The following is a 15,611-nucleotide window of genomic DNA, read 5'->3' on the forward strand; positions in this document are numbered from 1 at the left end:
CTGGCGCAAAACAGGTTGCGCCAGCAGTTCAATATCAGGCAGCTTTGGCCGCCGGGTTGAAGCGACCATAGAAACTCTGACCTTTCTCGGCCATTTCGCGCAGGAGCGGTGGGCACGCAAAACGCTCGCCATAGGCCTCGGTCAGTTGGTCGCAACGCTCAGCCGCATAGGGCGTGCCGATGATGTCCAGCCAACTGAGCGGACCACCGGACCAAGGGGCAAAACCCCATCCAAGGATCGCACCCACGTCGCCTTCGCGGATGTCTTCCAGAACACCTTCTTCCAACGCGCGAACCGCTTCCAAAACCTGCGCGAACATCAGGCGTTCCTGCACTTCGATCAGGTCGGGTTGTTCGGCAGCCAGCGGGTATTTGTCCTGCAAACCCTTCCAGTACTCGACGCGCTTACCCTTGTCGTCATAGTCGAAGAATCCGGCATTGGCCTTGCGGCCTAGACGCCCCTGTTCCTCCATCCAGAAGATCAGATCGTCCGAAGGGCTATCAGAATAGGCATCGCCCATCGCTGCTTTCGTGGCCCGTGCGATCTTGGCCCCGAGATCGATTGAGGTTTCGTCCGTCAACTGGATCGGTCCTACCGGGAAACCCAACTGCCGCGCGGCATTATCTATCAAGATCGGACTGACGCCCTCGGTGATCATCCGAGCACCCTCGTTGATATAGGGGATGATGCAGCGGTTGGCGTAGAAGAAGCGTGCGTCGTTGACCACGATCGGCGTTTTGCGGATCTGACGCACGTAATCCAGTGCTTTTGCCACTGCCCGATCGCCAGTTTCCTTGCCCTTGATGATCTCAACCAGGAACATCTTCTCAACTGGTGAGAAGAAGTGGATGCCGATGAACTGCTCAGGCCGCACACTCGCCTTGGCCAGATCGGTAATCGGCAGAGTCGAGGTATTCGAGGCAAAGATGCAATCCTCAGGGATGATCGCTTCGACCTTCTTGGTCATCTCGGCCTTGACGCCCGGGTCTTCGAACACGGCTTCGATAATCAGATCGCAGCCTTTGAGGTTCTCTAGATCGGGGGTCGCGGTGATCTGGCACAGCATGGCCTCTTTCTTCTCAGCCGTAACCTTGCCGCGCTTGATACCCTTGTCCAAATAGGCCTCGGAGTAGGCTTTGCCTTTGTCGGCTGCTCCCTGATCACGGTCGATCAGAACAACTTCCATGCCCGCTTGAGCCGAGACCAGAGCAATGCCTGCGCCCATCATGCCAGCACCCAGAACGCCGACCTTCTTGACCCTCTGATCGGGCACATCCTTGGGCCGCACAGCGCCTTTTTCCAGCGCTTCCTTGTTCAGGAACAGCGACCGGATCATCGCCGACGAGGACGGGTTCATCAGGACGTTTGTAAACCAACGCGCCTCAATCTTCAGGGCGGTGTCAAAGTCAACCAAAGCGCCTTCGTAGATTGAACTCAGCAGAGCCTTGGCGGCGGGGAATGCACCTAGGGTCTTGCCGTTCACCATTGCGCTTGCGCCGACGAAGGTCATGAAGCCTGCAGGGTGATAGGGCGCACCGCCGGGCATTTTGTAGCCTTTCGCATCCCATGGTTTGACCAGATCGGCATCCTCGGCGTTCAGAACCCATTCCTTGGCCGCGGCAACCGGATCGTCCGCCACGGCGTCGATCAGTTGCGCGCCTTTGGCCTTCTTTGAGTCCATCATCTTGCCTTCCAGCAGCACCGGAGCCGCCGCCATTGCACCAACCATCCGGCTGTAGCGCATGGTGCCGCCGCCGCCGGGGAAGATGCCCAGAAGGATTTCAGGTAAGCCGATTTTAGCTTTGGGATTGCTGGTCATCACGCGGTGATGGCAGGCCAATGCGATCTCGGTCCCGATCCCAGCACAAGTGCCGTTGATGGCGCAAGCCACTGGTTTGCCGCCTTTTTTGGACTTGGGGTCCATGCCCGCCAGCTCCAATCGACGCAGGATGTTGTGGCCGCTCATGACAAAGTCGAACAAAGCCTGAGCCGGCTCGTCTCCGGCTTCCTGACGGATCGTGGCGAGGGTGCTCAGATCCATGCCGCCCGCAAACGACCCTTCCTTACCGCTGGTGATAACAATCCCTTTGATCTCATCATCTGCCAGCGCCTGATCGATCAGTTCACCGACCAAAGTAAAAGCCTCGCGGCTTAGAACATTCATGGATTTGCCCGGAACGTCCCAGGTGATGAAGGCAACGCCGTCGGCGTCTTTGCTGAGGGTGAAATCAGTCATTGTCATCTCCAATCTGGTCAGCCGTCAGCGGGCTGCCGTCTTTGCGGGTAAAGCGAAAGTCGTCGCCCTCAAACTTCACCATCATGTCTATGTCGCTGTAATAGCCGGTCTCGGTCGGGGTCCGTGTGCCCACCACCAGAAAGGATGCGGGCGCGTCGGTTTTGTTCACAAGGTGATGGCCATTTGCGTCACCTGCAGGCCAGGCGGCGCAGTCACCGGGCAGCATCTCATGCTCGCCATCATCATCGATCAGCACACATTTGCCGCTGAGCATGATGGCAAACTCGTCCTGCTCCATGTGGTAATGGCGCAGCGAGGACAGGCCGTTCGGTTCCAGCCGTACGATGTTGACCCCAAATTGCGTCAAACCGTTCGCATCGCCCAAGGGTTGGACGTAGCGGTCATCGCCCGCTCTTGCCAGTTTGCCGGGATAGCCCGAACCGTTCCGAAACGGTATTTTGGAAAGATCAATTTTAGGCATCAGACACGCTCTATAATGGTTGCCGCACCCATGCCGGACGCGATGCAGAGTGTGGCCAGACCGGTTTCTTTGTCCTGGCGCTCCAGCTCGTCCAGCAGCGTACCGATGATCATCGCACCAGTCGCACCCAGCGGGTGACCCATCGCGATCGAGCCGCCATTGACGTTTACCAGCGCAGGATCGACATCAAATGCCTGCTGAAACCGCAGTACGACCGAGGCGAAGGCTTCGTTCACTTCGAACAGGTCCAAATCGCCGATCTTCATGCCGTTGTCGGCCAGAATCTTCTCGGTCACAGGAACAGGGCCGGTCAGCATGATCGTCGGGTCGGTACCGATCTTCGCGGTCGCCTTGATGCGCGCGCGCGGCTTCAGGCCGTATTTCTTGCCGAACTCCTTGTTGCCGATCAGTACAGCCGCCGCTCCATCCACGATGCCCGAACTGTTACCGGCGTGGTGGATGTGATTGATGCGCTCAAGATGCGGGTACTTGATCATCGCAACCTTGTCGAAGCCCGGCATTTGCTCGCCCATCATCTGGAAGGATGGGTTCAGCGCGCCGAGGCTCTGCATATCTGTGCCGGGGCGCATGTATTCGTCGCGGTCCAGAATGGTCAGGCCGTTCTGATCCTTGATCGAGATCACCGACTTATCAAAGCGGTTGTCTTCCCACGCAGCAGCCGCGCGTTTCTGAGATTCAACGGCCAGCGCATCCGCATCGTCGCGGCTGAACCCATATTCGGTTGCGATAATGTCGGCCGAGATACCTTGCGGCACAAAATAGGTTTCCATCGCCAAAGACGGGTCAACGGCAATCGCCGCACCATCGCTGCCCATGGCCACCCGGCCCATCATCTCGACACCGCCTGCGATATAGGCTTCACCTGCGCCGCCTTTGACCTGGTTTGCGGCCAAGTTCACGGCCTCCATGCCCGAGGCACAGAAACGGTTGATCGCCAGGCCGGGGATCGATTCATCCAGATCCGAAGCCAGAACTGCTGAGCGTGCCAGACAGCCACCTTGCTCCATCACCTGCGTGACGTTGCCCCAGATCACATCCTCGACGGCGTGACCTTCCAGATTGTTGCGCTCTTTCATTGCGTTCAGGGTCAGGGCCGACAGACGCACCGAGGTTACCTCGTGCAGGCTGCCATCCTTGCGGCCCTTGCCGCGCGGAGTACGCAGGGCGTCATAGATATAGGCTTCGGTCATGGGGTCTTCTCCTTAAGCTCGATCCGACGGATTGCCGGGCATCAGGTCGTAGGGGTGTTTCCAGCCGGGCTGTTCGCTGAGGCGCGTCAACCAGGCGTCAATGTTGGGCCAGTCAGCACGATCAAAGCCGAATGGTTCGGGGTAATAAAGGTAGCCGCAGCAGCTGATGTCAGCATTGGTCACGCCGTTGCCAACGATCCAGTCACGGCCGTCAAGATGGGCATCCAGCGTCTGATAAGCTGCCTTGAGGCGACCCTGATTGAACGCGATCACATCCGGGTTGCGGTGCTTTTCGGGCAAAAAGTTGATCAGGAAACGGGTCAGCCCGGCCATTGAGCTAAGCTTGTGGTTGTCCCACAGAACCCATCTGAAGATCTCGTAATTTTCATCACGATCTTTGCCGCCGAATTTTCCTGATTTTTCCGTCACATAAGCCTGAATCGCGCCGGACTGACTGGTGCGAAAATCACCGTCCACCATCACGGGGGCTTCACCCATCTCATTCACTTCTGCCCGAAATTCAGGGGTGCGCGTCACACCCCCGAAGAAATCAACAAAGACCGGCTCCCAGTCCAGACCGGACATTTCCAACGCAAGCGCGGCTTTGTAGCTGTTTCCGCTTTCACCAAAGCAATGCAGTTGAATGGTCATGAATGCGCCCCTCCCAAGGCAAAAAGATATGTTTTCGGTGCTACCTTCAGTGGCCAGCACGAAGTTTTAACGTTTTCGAGCTTCCAGCTCTGAATTAAATATGCGCAGCCTATGCGTCAGGTTTTCGTGATCGATCACGCTGTTGAAGTTCTCAAAAAGGAACGACAAAGCCTCACCTTCATCCAATCCCGCCTCTCGTGCGAAACCGCGGAGCTTACGGTAGCCGTCCTCAGTCATCGCGACCGGAAATCGGCGGGTCAGGCGAAAGCGTTTTGGCATCTTGTCTCCTCCATTGGTGGGCTCGGGTTGCTATAACCGAGCCCACACTGAGATCAGAAGTTCGCCGCGTCCAGTGCCATCACCGTGTCCGCCCCTGTCTGGATGCGGGCCAGATGCATGGCTGTCGCGGGCAGGCGGCGGGCCATGTAGAAGCGACCGGTGTTAATCTTGGTCTCGTAGAACTCTTTGTCCGAGGCTCCACCCGCCAGCGCGTCCTGAGCGGCCTTTGCCATCTGCGCCCACATCAGGCCCAGGCAGACATGGCCGAACATGTGCATGAAGTCGTATGACCCGGACAGAGCGTTGTTGGGATTCTTCATGCCTTCCTGCATGAAGTACATGCCAGCGGCCTGCAGGTCCTTGGAAGCGGCCTTCAGCGGTTCGATGAAGGCTTTATCGTAAGCTTCTTCCTTGCCGCCGTTTTCCTTGCAGAAGCTTTTGACCATCTCGAAGAAGGCCATGACATGCTTGCCGCCGTCCTGGGCCAGCTTCCGACCCACGAGGTCCAGCGCTTGAACACCGTTTGCGCCTTCGTAGATCATCGCGATGCGGGCATCGCGGGTGTATTGCGACATGCCCCATTCTTCGATGTAGCCGTGGCCGCCATAGACCTGCTGCGCCTGAACAGTCATGTCGTAGCCTTCGTCAGTCAGGAAGCCTTTGATGACTGGCGTCAGCAGTGAGATCAGCCCGTCCGCGTCTTTGTCTCCCGAGCGGTGCGCCTTGTCGATCATGGTCGCGCCCCACAGGATGAACGCACGTGCACCCTCGGTGAAGCTTTTTTGATCCATCAGGTTGCGGCGGATGTCGGGGTGCACGATCAGCGGATCGGCGGGGCCGTCCGGGTTTTTCACGCCTGTAACATCGCGGCCCTGCAGGCGATCTTTTGCGTATTCCAAGGCGTTTTGATAGGCCGCTTCGGCCTGAGACAGGCCTTGCATGCCCACACCTAGACGCGCTTCGTTCATCATGGTGAACATGGCGCGCATACCTTTGTGCTCTTCGCCCAGCAGCCAGCCGGTTGCCTCGTCATAGTTCATGACGCAAGTCGAGTTGCCGTGGATGCCCATCTTCTCTTCGATTTTGCCGACCGAAACACCGTTGCGCTCGCCCAGCGAACCGTCTTCGTTCACGATGAATTTGGGGACGATGAATAGCGATACGCCCTTGATGCCTTCGGGACCGCCAGGGATTTTGGCCAGCACCAGATGGATGATGTTGTCAGCCATGTCGTGATCGCCAGCCGAGATAAAGATCTTCTGGCCGGAAATCTTATAGCTGCCATCGTCCTGCGGTTCCGCCTTGGTGCGCATCAGGCCCAGATCGGTGCCGCAATGCGGTTCCGTCAGGTTCATGGTACCGGTCCATTCGCAGCTGACCATATTGGGCAGGTACTTGTTCTTCTGCTCGTCAGTGCCGTGCGCCAGAATGGCTGAGGCCGCGCCGTGGGTCAGGCCCTGATACATCACAAATGCCTGGTTCGCGCCCGAGAACATCTCACCCACCGCTGTACCGATGACATAGGGCATATTCTGGCCGCCATACTCTTCCGGCATGTCGAGGCCCGTCCAGCCGCCTTCTTTCATCTGCTCAAAGGCGTCTTTGAAACCTGTGGGAGTGTACACAATACCGTTTTCCAACCGGCACCCTTCGGTGTCGCCCACCACGTTCAGCGGGTGCAATACGTTGGAGGCAACCTTGCCAGCCTCTTCCAGAACCGCGCCGGTAAACTCGGCTTCCAGTTCGTCATAGCCGGGGATATCCGACTGTGAGATTTTCAAAACGTCGTGCAGGATGAACTGCGTGTCTTTGGTTGGCGCGTTGTAGACGGGCATGTGAAGCTCCCTTAATTCATATGTCCGGAGGCGGGTTTATTCAGCCGCCTTCTTTTCCTGTTTCATCGAGGCGATCACCTTCTCGCCCCAGCGCAACTGCTCTTTCAACTCGTCGATGGCCTGTGTCAGCTCTTCGCGGCGCGATTCCATGTCAGCAAGGCGCTCGCACGCGATTTCATATGTGCGGGACATCTGTGTCAGCTGTTGGTCACCCACGTGATACAGGTCCAGAAGCTGGCGGATTTCTTCGAGGCTGAAGCCAAACCGCTTGCCGCGCAGGATCAGTTTCAGGCGTGCACGATCCCGTTTGGTGAACAGGCGTTTTTGGCCCTCGCGGATCGGAAACAAAAGCTCTTTGGCCTCGTAGAACCGCAATGTGCGGGGCGTGACATCATATGTCTCGCACATTTCGCGGATGGTCAGCAGATCTTCGGTCATGGTTCAAACTCTCATCACTGGCGTCATGCAACCTGAGTTGCGCAGTCGATGAGCGTTTTACAACACACAAGTGACGTTTACGTAATGCGGACGCTGCGTCACAAATAAGTTGACGTAACATCCGGTCGCGTAAACAGGGGTTTCGGCAATTTTGTTGCCGTAAGGGAAGGGGGCTATTTCAGCAATTCGACAGTCTGATCGCGCAATTGCTGCAACGCATCCATCGCCTCATCCAACTGCGCGCGTTGCTGACGTAGCTCTTCCATTTGTCGATCTGCCATCTCGATGAAGGTCGCCATCTGGGCCTGATCGCCCTGATCTTCGTAGATCAGCAACCACTGGCGAATCTCTTCCAGAGGAAATCCAAACTTGCGACCACGTAGGATCAGTTTCATTCTTGCGCATTCACGAGCACCATAGAACCGCGACCGACCTTCGCGGTCCGGTTGCAGCAACTCGATATACTCGTAATAGCGCAGGGTGCGCGGGGTCACGTCGAACTCGGCGCACATCTCTTTGAATGACAAACGGGTGTCGGACATTCTGGGTCTCCTCGGCTGCAACCTAGGGCGTCGTTGCGGCAAGCGCAACAGGTGGGCTTGCCCTTGGCGTAAACGCAGGCCCATAAAGGGGCGGCTATAAGGATAGGACCCAACCCCATGGTCGATAAGACAGTTTTAGCGCGGCAGTTCATCGAGGCGATTCCGCATGCAAAAGCCCTGGGGCTTGATTTGACCCACATCGGAGAGGGTGAGGCCGAAATCTCGATGCCCTACAACGAGCAACTAATCGGCGACCCCAGAACCGGAGTAATCCATGGTGGCGCGGTTTCTGCCATGCTTGATACTTGCTGTGGTGCTGCGGTGATGAGCCACCCATCGGCCCCCGGAGGAACCGCTACAATCGATCTTCGTATTGACTACATGCGGGCCGCGACGCCCGGTCAAAGTATCCGGACGCGGGCGACCTGCTATCACATCACGCGCAATGTGGCCTTTGTTCGTGCGACGGCGACGGATGATGACAGCGACCGACCGGTTGCTACTGCCTCTGGCGCATTCACCGTGGAGGGGCGCTGAGATGGCAAGACCTCGCCCCGAACCCATGCAGGTAGTCAAGCAACGCCGTGATGCCGCTCTGACCGCTTTGGTCGAAGGTGTGCCGTATATTCGGTTCCTCAACATTACATTCGACCGGCGTGGGGACGAACTGACAGGTGTACTGAATTTCGATGAGAAGTTGATCGGCAATCCCTTTCTGCCTGCCATCCACGGCGGTGTGACGGCGGCGTTCCTGGAAGTCACTGCCGTTATCACGCTGAGTTGGGAGCATATGTTCCCCAGGATTGAAAGCGGTGAGATCGGTGCCGAAGATATCTTGACCGACGAGAATATCCGCTTTCCCAAAACCATCGACTTCACGGTCGATTACCTGCGGTCTGGCTTGCCGCGAGACGCTTATGCACGCGCATTCATCAACCGATCGGGTCGACGTTATGCTTCTGTCCGGGTCGAGGCTTGGCAGGACAACCACGCCAAACTCTTTGCGCAAGGCACCGGGCATTTCTTAATGCCGCAGCCTCCGACAAAGCCGTGAGCTTGGAGGAGGCCAACGCGCCCATCACCCATCGGCGCGTCTTGAAAATCGCGATGCCGATCGTGCTGTCGAACGCGACCGTGCCGATCCTTGGCGCGGTCGATACCGGCGTTGTTGGCCAGATGGGGCTGGCAGCACCTATCGGGGCAGTGGGCATGGGTGCTGTTATCCTGTCGGCGATCTATTGGATTTTTGGCTTTCTGCGGATGGGGACCACCGGGCTGGCCGCACAGGCGCGCGGAGCGGGCGATACAGCAGAAACCGGAGCTTTGCTCATGCGCGGCTTGCTGCTGGGCGCCTCGGCCGGATTGGTCTTTATCGCTGCGCAGGTTTGGCTGTTTCTAGGCGCCTTTGTACTGTCTCCAGCCAGCGCCGAGGTCGAGTCTCTGACGCGCGCCTATCTGGAAATTCGCATCTGGGGCGCTCCGGCCACGATTGCCCTTTATGCGGTGACAGGCTGGCTGATCGCAGTCGAACGCACGCGAGGCGTATTCATCCTGCAGATCTGGATGAACGGGCTGAATATCGCGCTGGATCTATGGTTCGTGCTTGGCCTTGGATGGGGTGTCGAAGGCGTTGCCATTGCCACTCTGATCGCCGAATGGACAGGCCTTGCGCTGGGCTTATGGCTGTGCCGAGAGGCGTTTGGCGGCAAACAGTGGCGGGATTGGCCGCGAATTTTTGACCCAATGCGTTTGCGTCGGATGATGCAGGTAAACGGTGATATTATGGTGCGCTCGGTTTTGTTGACCGGGGCATTCACAACGTTTCTATTTGTCGGTTCCGATCTGGGCGACGTGAATTTGGCGGCCAATCAGGTGCTGTTGCAGTTTCTCGAAATCACTGCCTTTGCTTTGGACGGCTTTGCCTTTTCGGCTGAAGCTCTTGTCGGAGGAGCTGTCGGCGCACGCGACCGCCGCAAGGTCCGGCGCGCGTCGGTCATGGCTTCGCAATGGGGCGTTGGCGGGGCCATCGGGCTAGGGCTGGTGTTTTATTTGGCAGGGCCGGCGTTGATCGATCTGATGTCAACATCGCCCGAGGTTCGGGCGACAGCACGCGAATATCTGTTCTGGGCTGCTCTGGCACCGGTCATCGGGGTGGCAAGCTGGATGTTCGATGGTATCTATATCGGCGCCACCTGGACCCGCGATATGCGCAACGCGATGATCCAGTCAGTCGCGTTGTACGTGGTGGCGTTATTCATGCTGGTGCCGACGATGGGCAATCATGGCCTCTGGGCCGCGCTGATGGTCTTGAACATCGCGCGTGGGCTTACGCTTGGTTGGCGCTATCCTCGACTTGAGGCACAGATCGCCTAAAGCAAGCCCAGCAGGTTTTCCGGCGGGCGTCCGATAGCGGCCTTGTCGCCTGCGATGGCCAACGGACGTTCGATCAGGATCGGGTGGTCGGCCATGGCCTGAATAAGCTCGTCATCGGGCGAGGTCTTGGTCAAACCCAGCTCTTTGAACGTCTTCTCTGCGGTGCGCATCATGCTAATCACCGGGATATTCAGCTTGGCCAGAACCGTCCGGATTTCATCAGCCGAGGGCGCGTCTTCAAGATACTTGCGCACCTCAGGCTGTGCACCGTTTTCCTGCAGCAATGCCAGCCCCGCGCGGGACTTGGAGCAGCGCGGGTTGTGCCAATATTCGATCATAGCCAGTCCTCTCGTTTGCTGCCCACCGCCTGCGCGACCGAGGTGTATCCGTCGCGTGCCAGCAGGTCATCCAACCCCTGCGCGATTTCAGCGGCCAGAGAAATCCCGCCATAGACCATCGCCGTGTAGAACTGCACTGCGGACGCTCCGGCGCAGATCTTGGCATAGGCCTGTTCTGCCGTGCTGATGCCGCCAACCCCGATCAGCGGGATATCTGCGCCCGTCAACTGGCTGAGCTGCGCCAGCACTCGCGTCGATTTCTCGAACAGGGGCGCGCCGGATAGGCCACCGGCCTGATCCTTGTGTGCACTGCGCAGGCCATCGCGCGACAGCGTGGTGTTAGTGGCGATCACCGCGTCCACGCCGGTTTCACGGGCGACATCGGCGATATCCTGCAATTCGGCCTCGGTCAGGTCCGGGGCGATTTTCAAGAAGATCGGGATCGGGCGGGGCAGCGCATTTCGGGTTTCGATCACATCACTCAGTAGCGCAGATAGCGCCGCTTTGCCCTGCAAGTCCCGCAGCTTTTCGGTATTGGGTGAAGACACATTGACGGTGGCAAAGTCCAGATGTGCGGCGCAATGGGCGAGCACTTTGGCGTAGTCACCTGACCTATCGTCACTGTCCTTGTTGGCCCCAAGGTTCAACCCGATCACCGCGTCCTTGGGGCGCTGCGCCAGACGCGCGGCCATGACCTCCATACCTTCATTGTTGAAACCAAAGCGGTTGATCGCCGCGTGGTCTTCGGTCAGGCGAAACAGGCGCGGCTTTGCATTCCCGGGCTGTGGGCGGGGTGTCACCGCGCCCACTTCAATAAACCCGAATCCAGCACGCGAAAGTGGTGCCAGTGCCTCACCATTTTTGTCAAACCCCGCAGCTAGTCCAACGGGGTTTGGCAATTCCAGGCCTGCAACACCGGTTTTAAGCCGATCCGATGTGACCGGCCCGGGCGTTGGTGCCAGCCCCGAGGTCAGGGCCTTGATCGAAAGCCCATGCGCGATTTCAGGGTCAAGGCGGTGCAGGGCGGCCAACCCCAGTTTCTCAGTCATTTTCATCCGAAGGAATCTCCACCTTCTGTCGGCGCACAACGGATCAGGCGCGAGGTTTCAACGGCGGCTTGCCGGTGCATCACGGCAGCGCGATAAGCTGGGTCGGTCACCATCTCAAGAAACGCATGGGCGGTCGGATAGCGGGCGATAAACACTTCGTCCCATTCTTCATCCTGCGGCCCGATAAGCGTAGTCTGAAACGTACCGCGCCAAAGGATCGTTGCACCTATGCGGGCGATGATTGGGGCAGTCTCTGCCCCGTAGTTGCGGTAGGCTTGCGCTCCGGTCAACCCAGCACTAGCCAGCGGATGATCCGACGGATACTGTGCTGTCTCGCGGAACTTCACCAGGTTGAGCATCTCGATCGGATGGTCACGGTTGAGGTCTTTGAATGCCTCAAACTGTTCCCGATCCGGGTCGATGAGGCGGGTCATTCCATCCCCTCCGGGAACCGGTGGGCTTGACCATCAAAGAGCAGGTCTTGCGACCAAATCACGTCCGACATTCGAATTTGACGATAAAGGTGAGGAAACAGCGCGCCGCCGCGCGAGACCTCCCATTTCAGATCGTCGCCCATAGCATCGGCATTACATGCCAGAAGTGTTAACCCCGCGATACCAGCGAAATGCTTGGCGGCAGTCTCCTCAGCCTGCTCTGCGGTTGAGAAATGGACGAACCCATCTGTCACATCAATCGGAGCCCCGTTCGAGGCTCCGTGTGCCTGCAAGTCGGCCCACTCGTCGGCCCGGAAAATCTTGTAAATCAGCATATCGGTCTGATGCCTTGCGCGGCTGATGGAATCAAGCTGGATTTCCCCCTTTGACTCTTTGCTGCGCAACGCGCACGATCACGACAAAACAACGATAGGGAGTTTTGAGATGTTCACCCGATTTTTAACTTCGGTCGCTGTATTGGGCCTGACAGCCGGTATGGCAGCGGCCGAATACAAGCTTACGATTCTGCATACGAATGACATTCACAGCCGCATCGAATCCATTAACAAATACGATTCGACCTGTGACGCCGAGGGTGAGGCCGAAGGCAAATGCTTTGGCGGCGTTGCGCGCCTGAAGACAATTGTGGATGCCAAGCGCGGCGAATTGGCGGACGAAAATGTCCTGCTGCTGGACGCGGGCGATCCGTTTCAGGGTTCGTTGTTCTATACGACCTATAAAGGTGCTGCCGAAGCAGAATTTATGGAAGCCATCGGTTACGATGTGATGGCGGTTGGCAATCACGAGTTCGATGACGGCCCTGCGGGCTTGGCCGCTTTCGTAGATACGGTCAGTTTTCCTGTGATTTCTGGCAATCTGGACCTGTCTTCTTCGGCTGAACTGAAGGGCAAGGTGGATAACCACGTTGTACTGGACGTCGGCGGCCAGAAAGTAGGCATCATCTCAGCCCTCGCAACGGATACCGTTGAAACTTCGAGCCCGGGCAAAGACGTCGTTTTTCAAGACGAAATTGAAAGCCTTCAGGCCGATGTCGCTGCCCTGCAGGACGAGGGTGTGAACATTATTATCGCGCTGACCCATGTGGGGCTGCCCAAAGATATCGAGATCGCCGAGAAAGTGCCGGGTCTGGACCTCGTAGTTGGCGGGCATTCGCACACATTGCTGTCGAACACGAATGAAGACGCCGCAGGCGCCTACCCGACAATGGTGGGCGACGTCCCGGTGGTTCAGGCCTATGCGTATTCGAAATATCTGGGTGAGATCGTGCTGACATTTGACGATGACGGCAACCTGATTTCGGCAGAAGGTGAGCCGATCCTGCTGGATGCCTCGGTCACTCCAGATGCAGATATCGCGGCGCGTGTCGCGGAAATGGGCGCCCCGATTGAAGAGATGAAGCAGCGTGTTGTTGCCAATTCTGGCGCGACCATCGAAGGATCTCGTGATGTTTGCCGTGTGCAGGAATGCGAGATGGGCAATCTGGTTGCGGACGCGATGCTTGCGCGTGTGGCAGATCAGGGTACTCAGATCGCTATCGCCAACGCTGGTGGGCTGCGTGCTTCAATCGATGAAGGCGAAGTGACCATGGGCGAAGTTCTGACGGTTCTGCCGTTCCAGAACACGCTCTCGACCTTTGAGATCAGCGGCCAGGGTGTCATCGACGCACTTGAGAATGGCGTGAGCCAGGTTGAAGAGGTCAAAGGTCGCTTCCCGCAGGTGGCGGGCATGACCTTTACCTGGGATCCATCGGTCGCACCGAATGAAGGCCGGATTGTCGAGGTCATGGTCGCCGACGGTGACGGCTTTGCGCCTATCGATCCGGCGGCGACATATCTGGTTGTCACAAACAACTATGTCCGCAACGGTGGTGACGGGTACAGCGTATTCTCGGGCGATGACAAGAACGCTTATGACTTTGGCCCCGATTTGGCGGATGTAACGGCCGAATACCTTGCCGAGAACGCCCCATACCAGCCCTATCTGGACGGTCGTATCAAACAAAAGTAAGGCTCGCACAACAAACGGAGAGGCCGCCCACTACAGGCGGCCTTTTTGATTCAGTCGAACTTGTACTCAGGCCAAAGCGCTTGGTCGAAGCCGTCTAACATAGGTTGAATGTGGTCTGTGACATCACGCCAGCCGCCTATGGAACGGGTCGAGATTCTCTGGCGTACCTGATCGACACTGGCAGTGCGCACTTGCTGTGTGTTTCTTTCAGGGTGCATCATCTGTTCGTCCCATCCGATGCCGCAAAACGCTGTAATGTTCTTGCTATGAGTTTCAGGATCGGCGACCAGCTCTTCGTAAGATACCGACAGGATACGGTCCCCGAAGATGTTGTTCCAGTGCGCCATATAGCACCTGTACAGGTTGGCTGAATGCGCAATTGCCTTAAGATCAGACGCATAGCGCAGCCCCGGTTCAGGAAAACGCCTGATCCATTTGGATAGGCCCACATCCCGCGGATCACGGATCATGTTGATAACCCGGGCTTCAGGGAAAGCCGCTAATAAAAATCCAACCCGCTGATAATTGTGAGGCATCTTGTCGACAAATGCAGTTGAACCCTTGGGGGGCGGTGGCATTAGTCTGCGGAATTCCTGTGCAAAGTCTGCGGCTGCTTTCGCGTCAAAAGGCGTGTTCGAATCCAGATAGGAATTTGAAAGATCAGCCCCCAGCATAAGCTCTCCGCAGCCAACAACACCGGGTAGGGAACTCAACATCATTTCCATCAATGTCGTGCCCGACCGGGGCTGCCCCACCACAAAAATCGGTCTCGGGTCGCCGTCAGGCATCGAACCAATTGAAGACATATCATCGGTGAACAGGCTGCAAATTTCGCTTTGCTTTTTCTCTTCAATTGCAAAGTCATACGGGTTTGTCGCATGTTGTGCCGCATTGGCGCGCGCGAATAGAGGCAACGCCACATGCAACCCTTTGCGTGCCAAAGTCACGTTTGCCTTTGCAAAGCCAAGCAATGAATCGTCGTGATCGCTTTGTGAAATCGCGGTTTCAATTGTGTCGGCAAGTTCCTCTGCTTGCTTTTCATCCGCTACCATGGACATTTGGTATAGCGCCGCAGCTGAAACAGGATTTGCCGCAAGAACAGAGAGCAAGATCTGCCTTGACCCGCCCTTGTCGCCAGCCTGATGCAGGTTCACTGCTTTTCGGATGGCGATGTCTTCTTTTTCAGGTGCTATCTCAAAGGCGCGTGAAATATCTTCGGTGCTTTGTTGCGCAAAGCCGATCTGCCCATAGGCCCGGGCACGCGATGATAGCAGATCAGCATTATCAGGATCAGTCGCCAATTTTTGCGTGGCATGATCGATGATCAAGCGCCAGTTCTGCCCTTTGAGCTGGATTTCGTCGATGACACGAACCAGTTCTTTGCTGTTGGGGAAACGCGCCAGCTTTTGTTCGGCATACGTAAGCGCGCGTGGGATTTGCCCTGTTTGCATCAGCGCATTTGCCAGATTTTCAACAAATTGCACATCGTCAGGCTTCATGCGCGATGCTTCGGCGAAATGGGGAATGGCTTGCTTGTACCGCTTCATCTCGGTGAGCACAAAACCAGCAATGGCTTGATAATCTGAATCCTTGGGGAATTTCTTGATGCCCAGTTGCGCCTTTTTCAGTGCCTGAGGCAGCTTTCCCGCCTCAAGGTCACTTAGTGCTTTGCTTTTGAGAGAGTTCGGGGTCTGTTGTGCCATTCGAGCGCAGGTC

Annotated in this window: 17 protein-coding genes; 4 read left to right on the forward strand and 13 right to left on the reverse strand. The window is 57.2% G+C overall.

What is annotated here, in order from left to right:
• Nucleotides 1-34: 34 nt before the first annotated feature.
• The 8 genes from ACR0KN_RS00080 to ACR0KN_RS00115 all read right to left on the reverse strand — a co-directional run bounded on the left by ACR0KN_RS00080 (nt 35) and on the right by ACR0KN_RS00115 (nt 7,673).
• Complete coding sequence (locus ACR0KN_RS00080; protein WP_480650487.1) at nt 35-2,236, reverse strand: 3-hydroxyacyl-CoA dehydrogenase NAD-binding domain-containing protein; 2,202 nt, start codon at nt 2,234-2,236, stop codon at nt 35-37.
• Nucleotides 2,229-2,717 carry a cupin domain-containing protein gene (locus ACR0KN_RS00085; RefSeq protein WP_010438885.1) on the reverse strand — a complete coding sequence of 163 codons (489 nt, stop codon included), beginning with the start codon at nt 2,715-2,717 and terminating at the stop codon, nt 2,229-2,231. Before ACR0KN_RS00085 ends, ACR0KN_RS00080 begins: the two co-directional genes overlap by 8 nt.
• On the reverse strand, nt 2,717-3,928 hold the full coding sequence (locus tag ACR0KN_RS00090; RefSeq protein WP_480650490.1) for an acetyl-CoA C-acetyltransferase: 1,212 nt from the start codon (nt 3,926-3,928) through the stop codon (nt 2,717-2,719). The genes ACR0KN_RS00085 and ACR0KN_RS00090 overlap by 1 nt, the downstream gene beginning before the upstream one ends.
• 12 nt (nt 3,929-3,940) lie before the next feature.
• The gene (locus ACR0KN_RS00095) at nt 3,941-4,579 is read right to left on the reverse strand and encodes a glutathione S-transferase family protein (protein WP_480650492.1); all 639 of its coding nucleotides are present in this window, start codon (nt 4,577-4,579) and stop codon (nt 3,941-3,943) included.
• A 66-nt stretch (nt 4,580-4,645) separates the two neighbouring features.
• A complete protein-coding gene (locus tag ACR0KN_RS00100) occupies nt 4,646-4,858 on the reverse strand; it encodes a hypothetical protein (RefSeq protein ID WP_010438892.1) in 213 nt (70 codons plus the stop codon).
• Nucleotides 4,859-4,911: 53 nt separating this feature from the next.
• Nucleotides 4,912-6,693: an acyl-CoA dehydrogenase C-terminal domain-containing protein gene (locus tag ACR0KN_RS00105; RefSeq protein WP_480650494.1), complete on the reverse strand. Its 1,782-nt coding sequence runs from the start codon at nt 6,691-6,693 to the stop codon at nt 4,912-4,914.
• A 36-nt stretch (nt 6,694-6,729) separates the two neighbouring features.
• Nucleotides 6,730-7,131, reverse strand: coding sequence for a MerR family transcriptional regulator (locus tag ACR0KN_RS00110; protein ID WP_039536426.1), 402 nt, complete (start codon nt 7,129-7,131; stop codon nt 6,730-6,732).
• Between the two features lie 173 nt (nt 7,132-7,304).
• On the reverse strand, nt 7,305-7,673 hold the full coding sequence (locus tag ACR0KN_RS00115; RefSeq protein ID WP_170468808.1) for a MerR family transcriptional regulator: 369 nt from the start codon (nt 7,671-7,673) through the stop codon (nt 7,305-7,307).
• Nucleotides 7,674-7,790: 117 nt separating this feature from the next.
• On the opposite strand from ACR0KN_RS00115, the gene ACR0KN_RS00120 reads away from it, so the two are divergent.
• The 3 genes from ACR0KN_RS00120 to ACR0KN_RS00130 are packed head-to-tail and all read left to right on the forward strand — an operon-like array spanning nt 7,791 to nt 10,046.
• The gene (locus ACR0KN_RS00120) at nt 7,791-8,210 is read left to right on the forward strand and encodes a PaaI family thioesterase (protein ID WP_010438901.1); all 420 of its coding nucleotides are present in this window, start codon (nt 7,791-7,793) and stop codon (nt 8,208-8,210) included.
• Between the two features lies 1 nt (nt 8,211).
• Nucleotides 8,212-8,727: a PaaI family thioesterase gene (locus tag ACR0KN_RS00125; protein ID WP_010438904.1), complete on the forward strand. Its 516-nt coding sequence runs from the start codon at nt 8,212-8,214 to the stop codon at nt 8,725-8,727.
• A gap of 2 nt (nt 8,728-8,729) precedes the next feature.
• Nucleotides 8,730-10,046: an MATE family efflux transporter gene (locus tag ACR0KN_RS00130; protein ID WP_480651736.1), complete on the forward strand. Its 1,317-nt coding sequence runs from the start codon at nt 8,730-8,732 to the stop codon at nt 10,044-10,046.
• On the opposite strand, the gene arsC is transcribed toward ACR0KN_RS00130, so the two are convergent.
• The 4 genes from arsC to ACR0KN_RS00150 are packed head-to-tail and all read right to left on the reverse strand — an operon-like array spanning nt 10,043 to nt 12,202.
• Complete coding sequence (gene arsC, locus ACR0KN_RS00135; protein ID WP_480650498.1) at nt 10,043-10,384, reverse strand: arsenate reductase (glutaredoxin); 342 nt, start codon at nt 10,382-10,384, stop codon at nt 10,043-10,045. The two genes, ACR0KN_RS00130 and arsC, sit on opposite strands and share 4 nt — an antisense overlap.
• A complete protein-coding gene (locus ACR0KN_RS00140) occupies nt 10,381-11,439 on the reverse strand; it encodes a quinone-dependent dihydroorotate dehydrogenase (protein WP_480650500.1) in 1,059 nt (352 codons plus the stop codon). The genes arsC and ACR0KN_RS00140 overlap by 4 nt, the downstream gene beginning before the upstream one ends.
• Nucleotides 11,436-11,867, reverse strand: a complete 432-nt coding sequence (locus tag ACR0KN_RS00145) for a DUF1330 domain-containing protein (RefSeq protein WP_480650502.1) — start codon at nt 11,865-11,867, stop codon at nt 11,436-11,438. The genes ACR0KN_RS00140 and ACR0KN_RS00145 overlap by 4 nt, the downstream gene beginning before the upstream one ends.
• A complete protein-coding gene (locus tag ACR0KN_RS00150) occupies nt 11,864-12,202 on the reverse strand; it encodes a DUF952 domain-containing protein (protein WP_480650504.1) in 339 nt (112 codons plus the stop codon). The genes ACR0KN_RS00145 and ACR0KN_RS00150 overlap by 4 nt, the downstream gene beginning before the upstream one ends.
• 109 nt (nt 12,203-12,311) lie before the next feature.
• On the opposite strand from ACR0KN_RS00150, the gene ACR0KN_RS00155 reads away from it, so the two are divergent.
• The gene (locus tag ACR0KN_RS00155) at nt 12,312-13,895 is read left to right on the forward strand and encodes a bifunctional metallophosphatase/5'-nucleotidase (RefSeq protein ID WP_170538761.1); all 1,584 of its coding nucleotides are present in this window, start codon (nt 12,312-12,314) and stop codon (nt 13,893-13,895) included.
• A gap of 50 nt (nt 13,896-13,945) precedes the next feature.
• Here the strand turns inward: ACR0KN_RS00155 and ACR0KN_RS00160 are convergent, their stop codons facing one another.
• Nucleotides 13,946-15,598, reverse strand: coding sequence for a tetratricopeptide repeat-containing sulfotransferase family protein (locus ACR0KN_RS00160; protein WP_480650506.1), 1,653 nt, complete (start codon nt 15,596-15,598; stop codon nt 13,946-13,948).
• Nucleotides 15,599-15,611: the final 13 nt, after the last annotated feature.

Source organism: Ruegeria sp. AP7 (assembly GCF_056539905.1).

Bases quoted from the DNA above. Each gene is read 5' to 3' on its own strand.
- ACR0KN_RS00085 (WP_010438885.1), bottom strand. From the start codon at position 2,717: ATGCCTAAAATTGATCTTTCCAAAATACCGTTTCGGAACGGTTCGGGC.
- ACR0KN_RS00095 (WP_480650492.1), bottom strand. From the start codon at position 4,579: ATGACCATTCAACTGCATTGCTTTGGTGAAAGCGGAAACAGCTACAAA.
- ACR0KN_RS00115 (WP_170468808.1), bottom strand. From the start codon at position 7,673: ATGTCCGACACCCGTTTGTCATTCAAAGAGATGTGCGCCGAGTTCGAC.
- ACR0KN_RS00155 (WP_170538761.1), top strand. From the start codon at position 12,312: ATGTTCACCCGATTTTTAACTTCGGTCGCTGTATTGGGCCTGACAGCC.
- ACR0KN_RS00125 (WP_010438904.1), top strand. From the start codon at position 8,212: ATGGCAAGACCTCGCCCCGAACCCATGCAGGTAGTCAAGCAACGCCGT.
- ACR0KN_RS00080 (WP_480650487.1), bottom strand. From the start codon at position 2,236: ATGACTGATTTCACCCTCAGCAAAGACGCCGACGGCGTTGCCTTCATC.
- ACR0KN_RS00150 (WP_480650504.1), bottom strand. From the start codon at position 12,202: ATGCTGATTTACAAGATTTTCCGGGCCGACGAGTGGGCCGACTTGCAG.
- ACR0KN_RS00145 (WP_480650502.1), bottom strand. From the start codon at position 11,867: ATGACCCGCCTCATCGACCCGGATCGGGAACAGTTTGAGGCATTCAAA.
- arsC (WP_480650498.1), bottom strand. From the start codon at position 10,384: ATGATCGAATATTGGCACAACCCGCGCTGCTCCAAGTCCCGCGCGGGG.
- ACR0KN_RS00120 (WP_010438901.1), top strand. From the start codon at position 7,791: ATGGTCGATAAGACAGTTTTAGCGCGGCAGTTCATCGAGGCGATTCCG.
- ACR0KN_RS00090 (WP_480650490.1), bottom strand. From the start codon at position 3,928: ATGACCGAAGCCTATATCTATGACGCCCTGCGTACTCCGCGCGGCAAG.
- ACR0KN_RS00100 (WP_010438892.1), bottom strand. From the start codon at position 4,858: ATGCCAAAACGCTTTCGCCTGACCCGCCGATTTCCGGTCGCGATGACT.
- ACR0KN_RS00105 (WP_480650494.1), bottom strand. From the start codon at position 6,693: ATGCCCGTCTACAACGCGCCAACCAAAGACACGCAGTTCATCCTGCAC.
- ACR0KN_RS00110 (WP_039536426.1), bottom strand. From the start codon at position 7,131: ATGACCGAAGATCTGCTGACCATCCGCGAAATGTGCGAGACATATGAT.
- ACR0KN_RS00160 (WP_480650506.1), bottom strand. From the start codon at position 15,598: ATGGCACAACAGACCCCGAACTCTCTCAAAAGCAAAGCACTAAGTGAC.
- ACR0KN_RS00140 (WP_480650500.1), bottom strand. From the start codon at position 11,439: ATGAAAATGACTGAGAAACTGGGGTTGGCCGCCCTGCACCGCCTTGAC.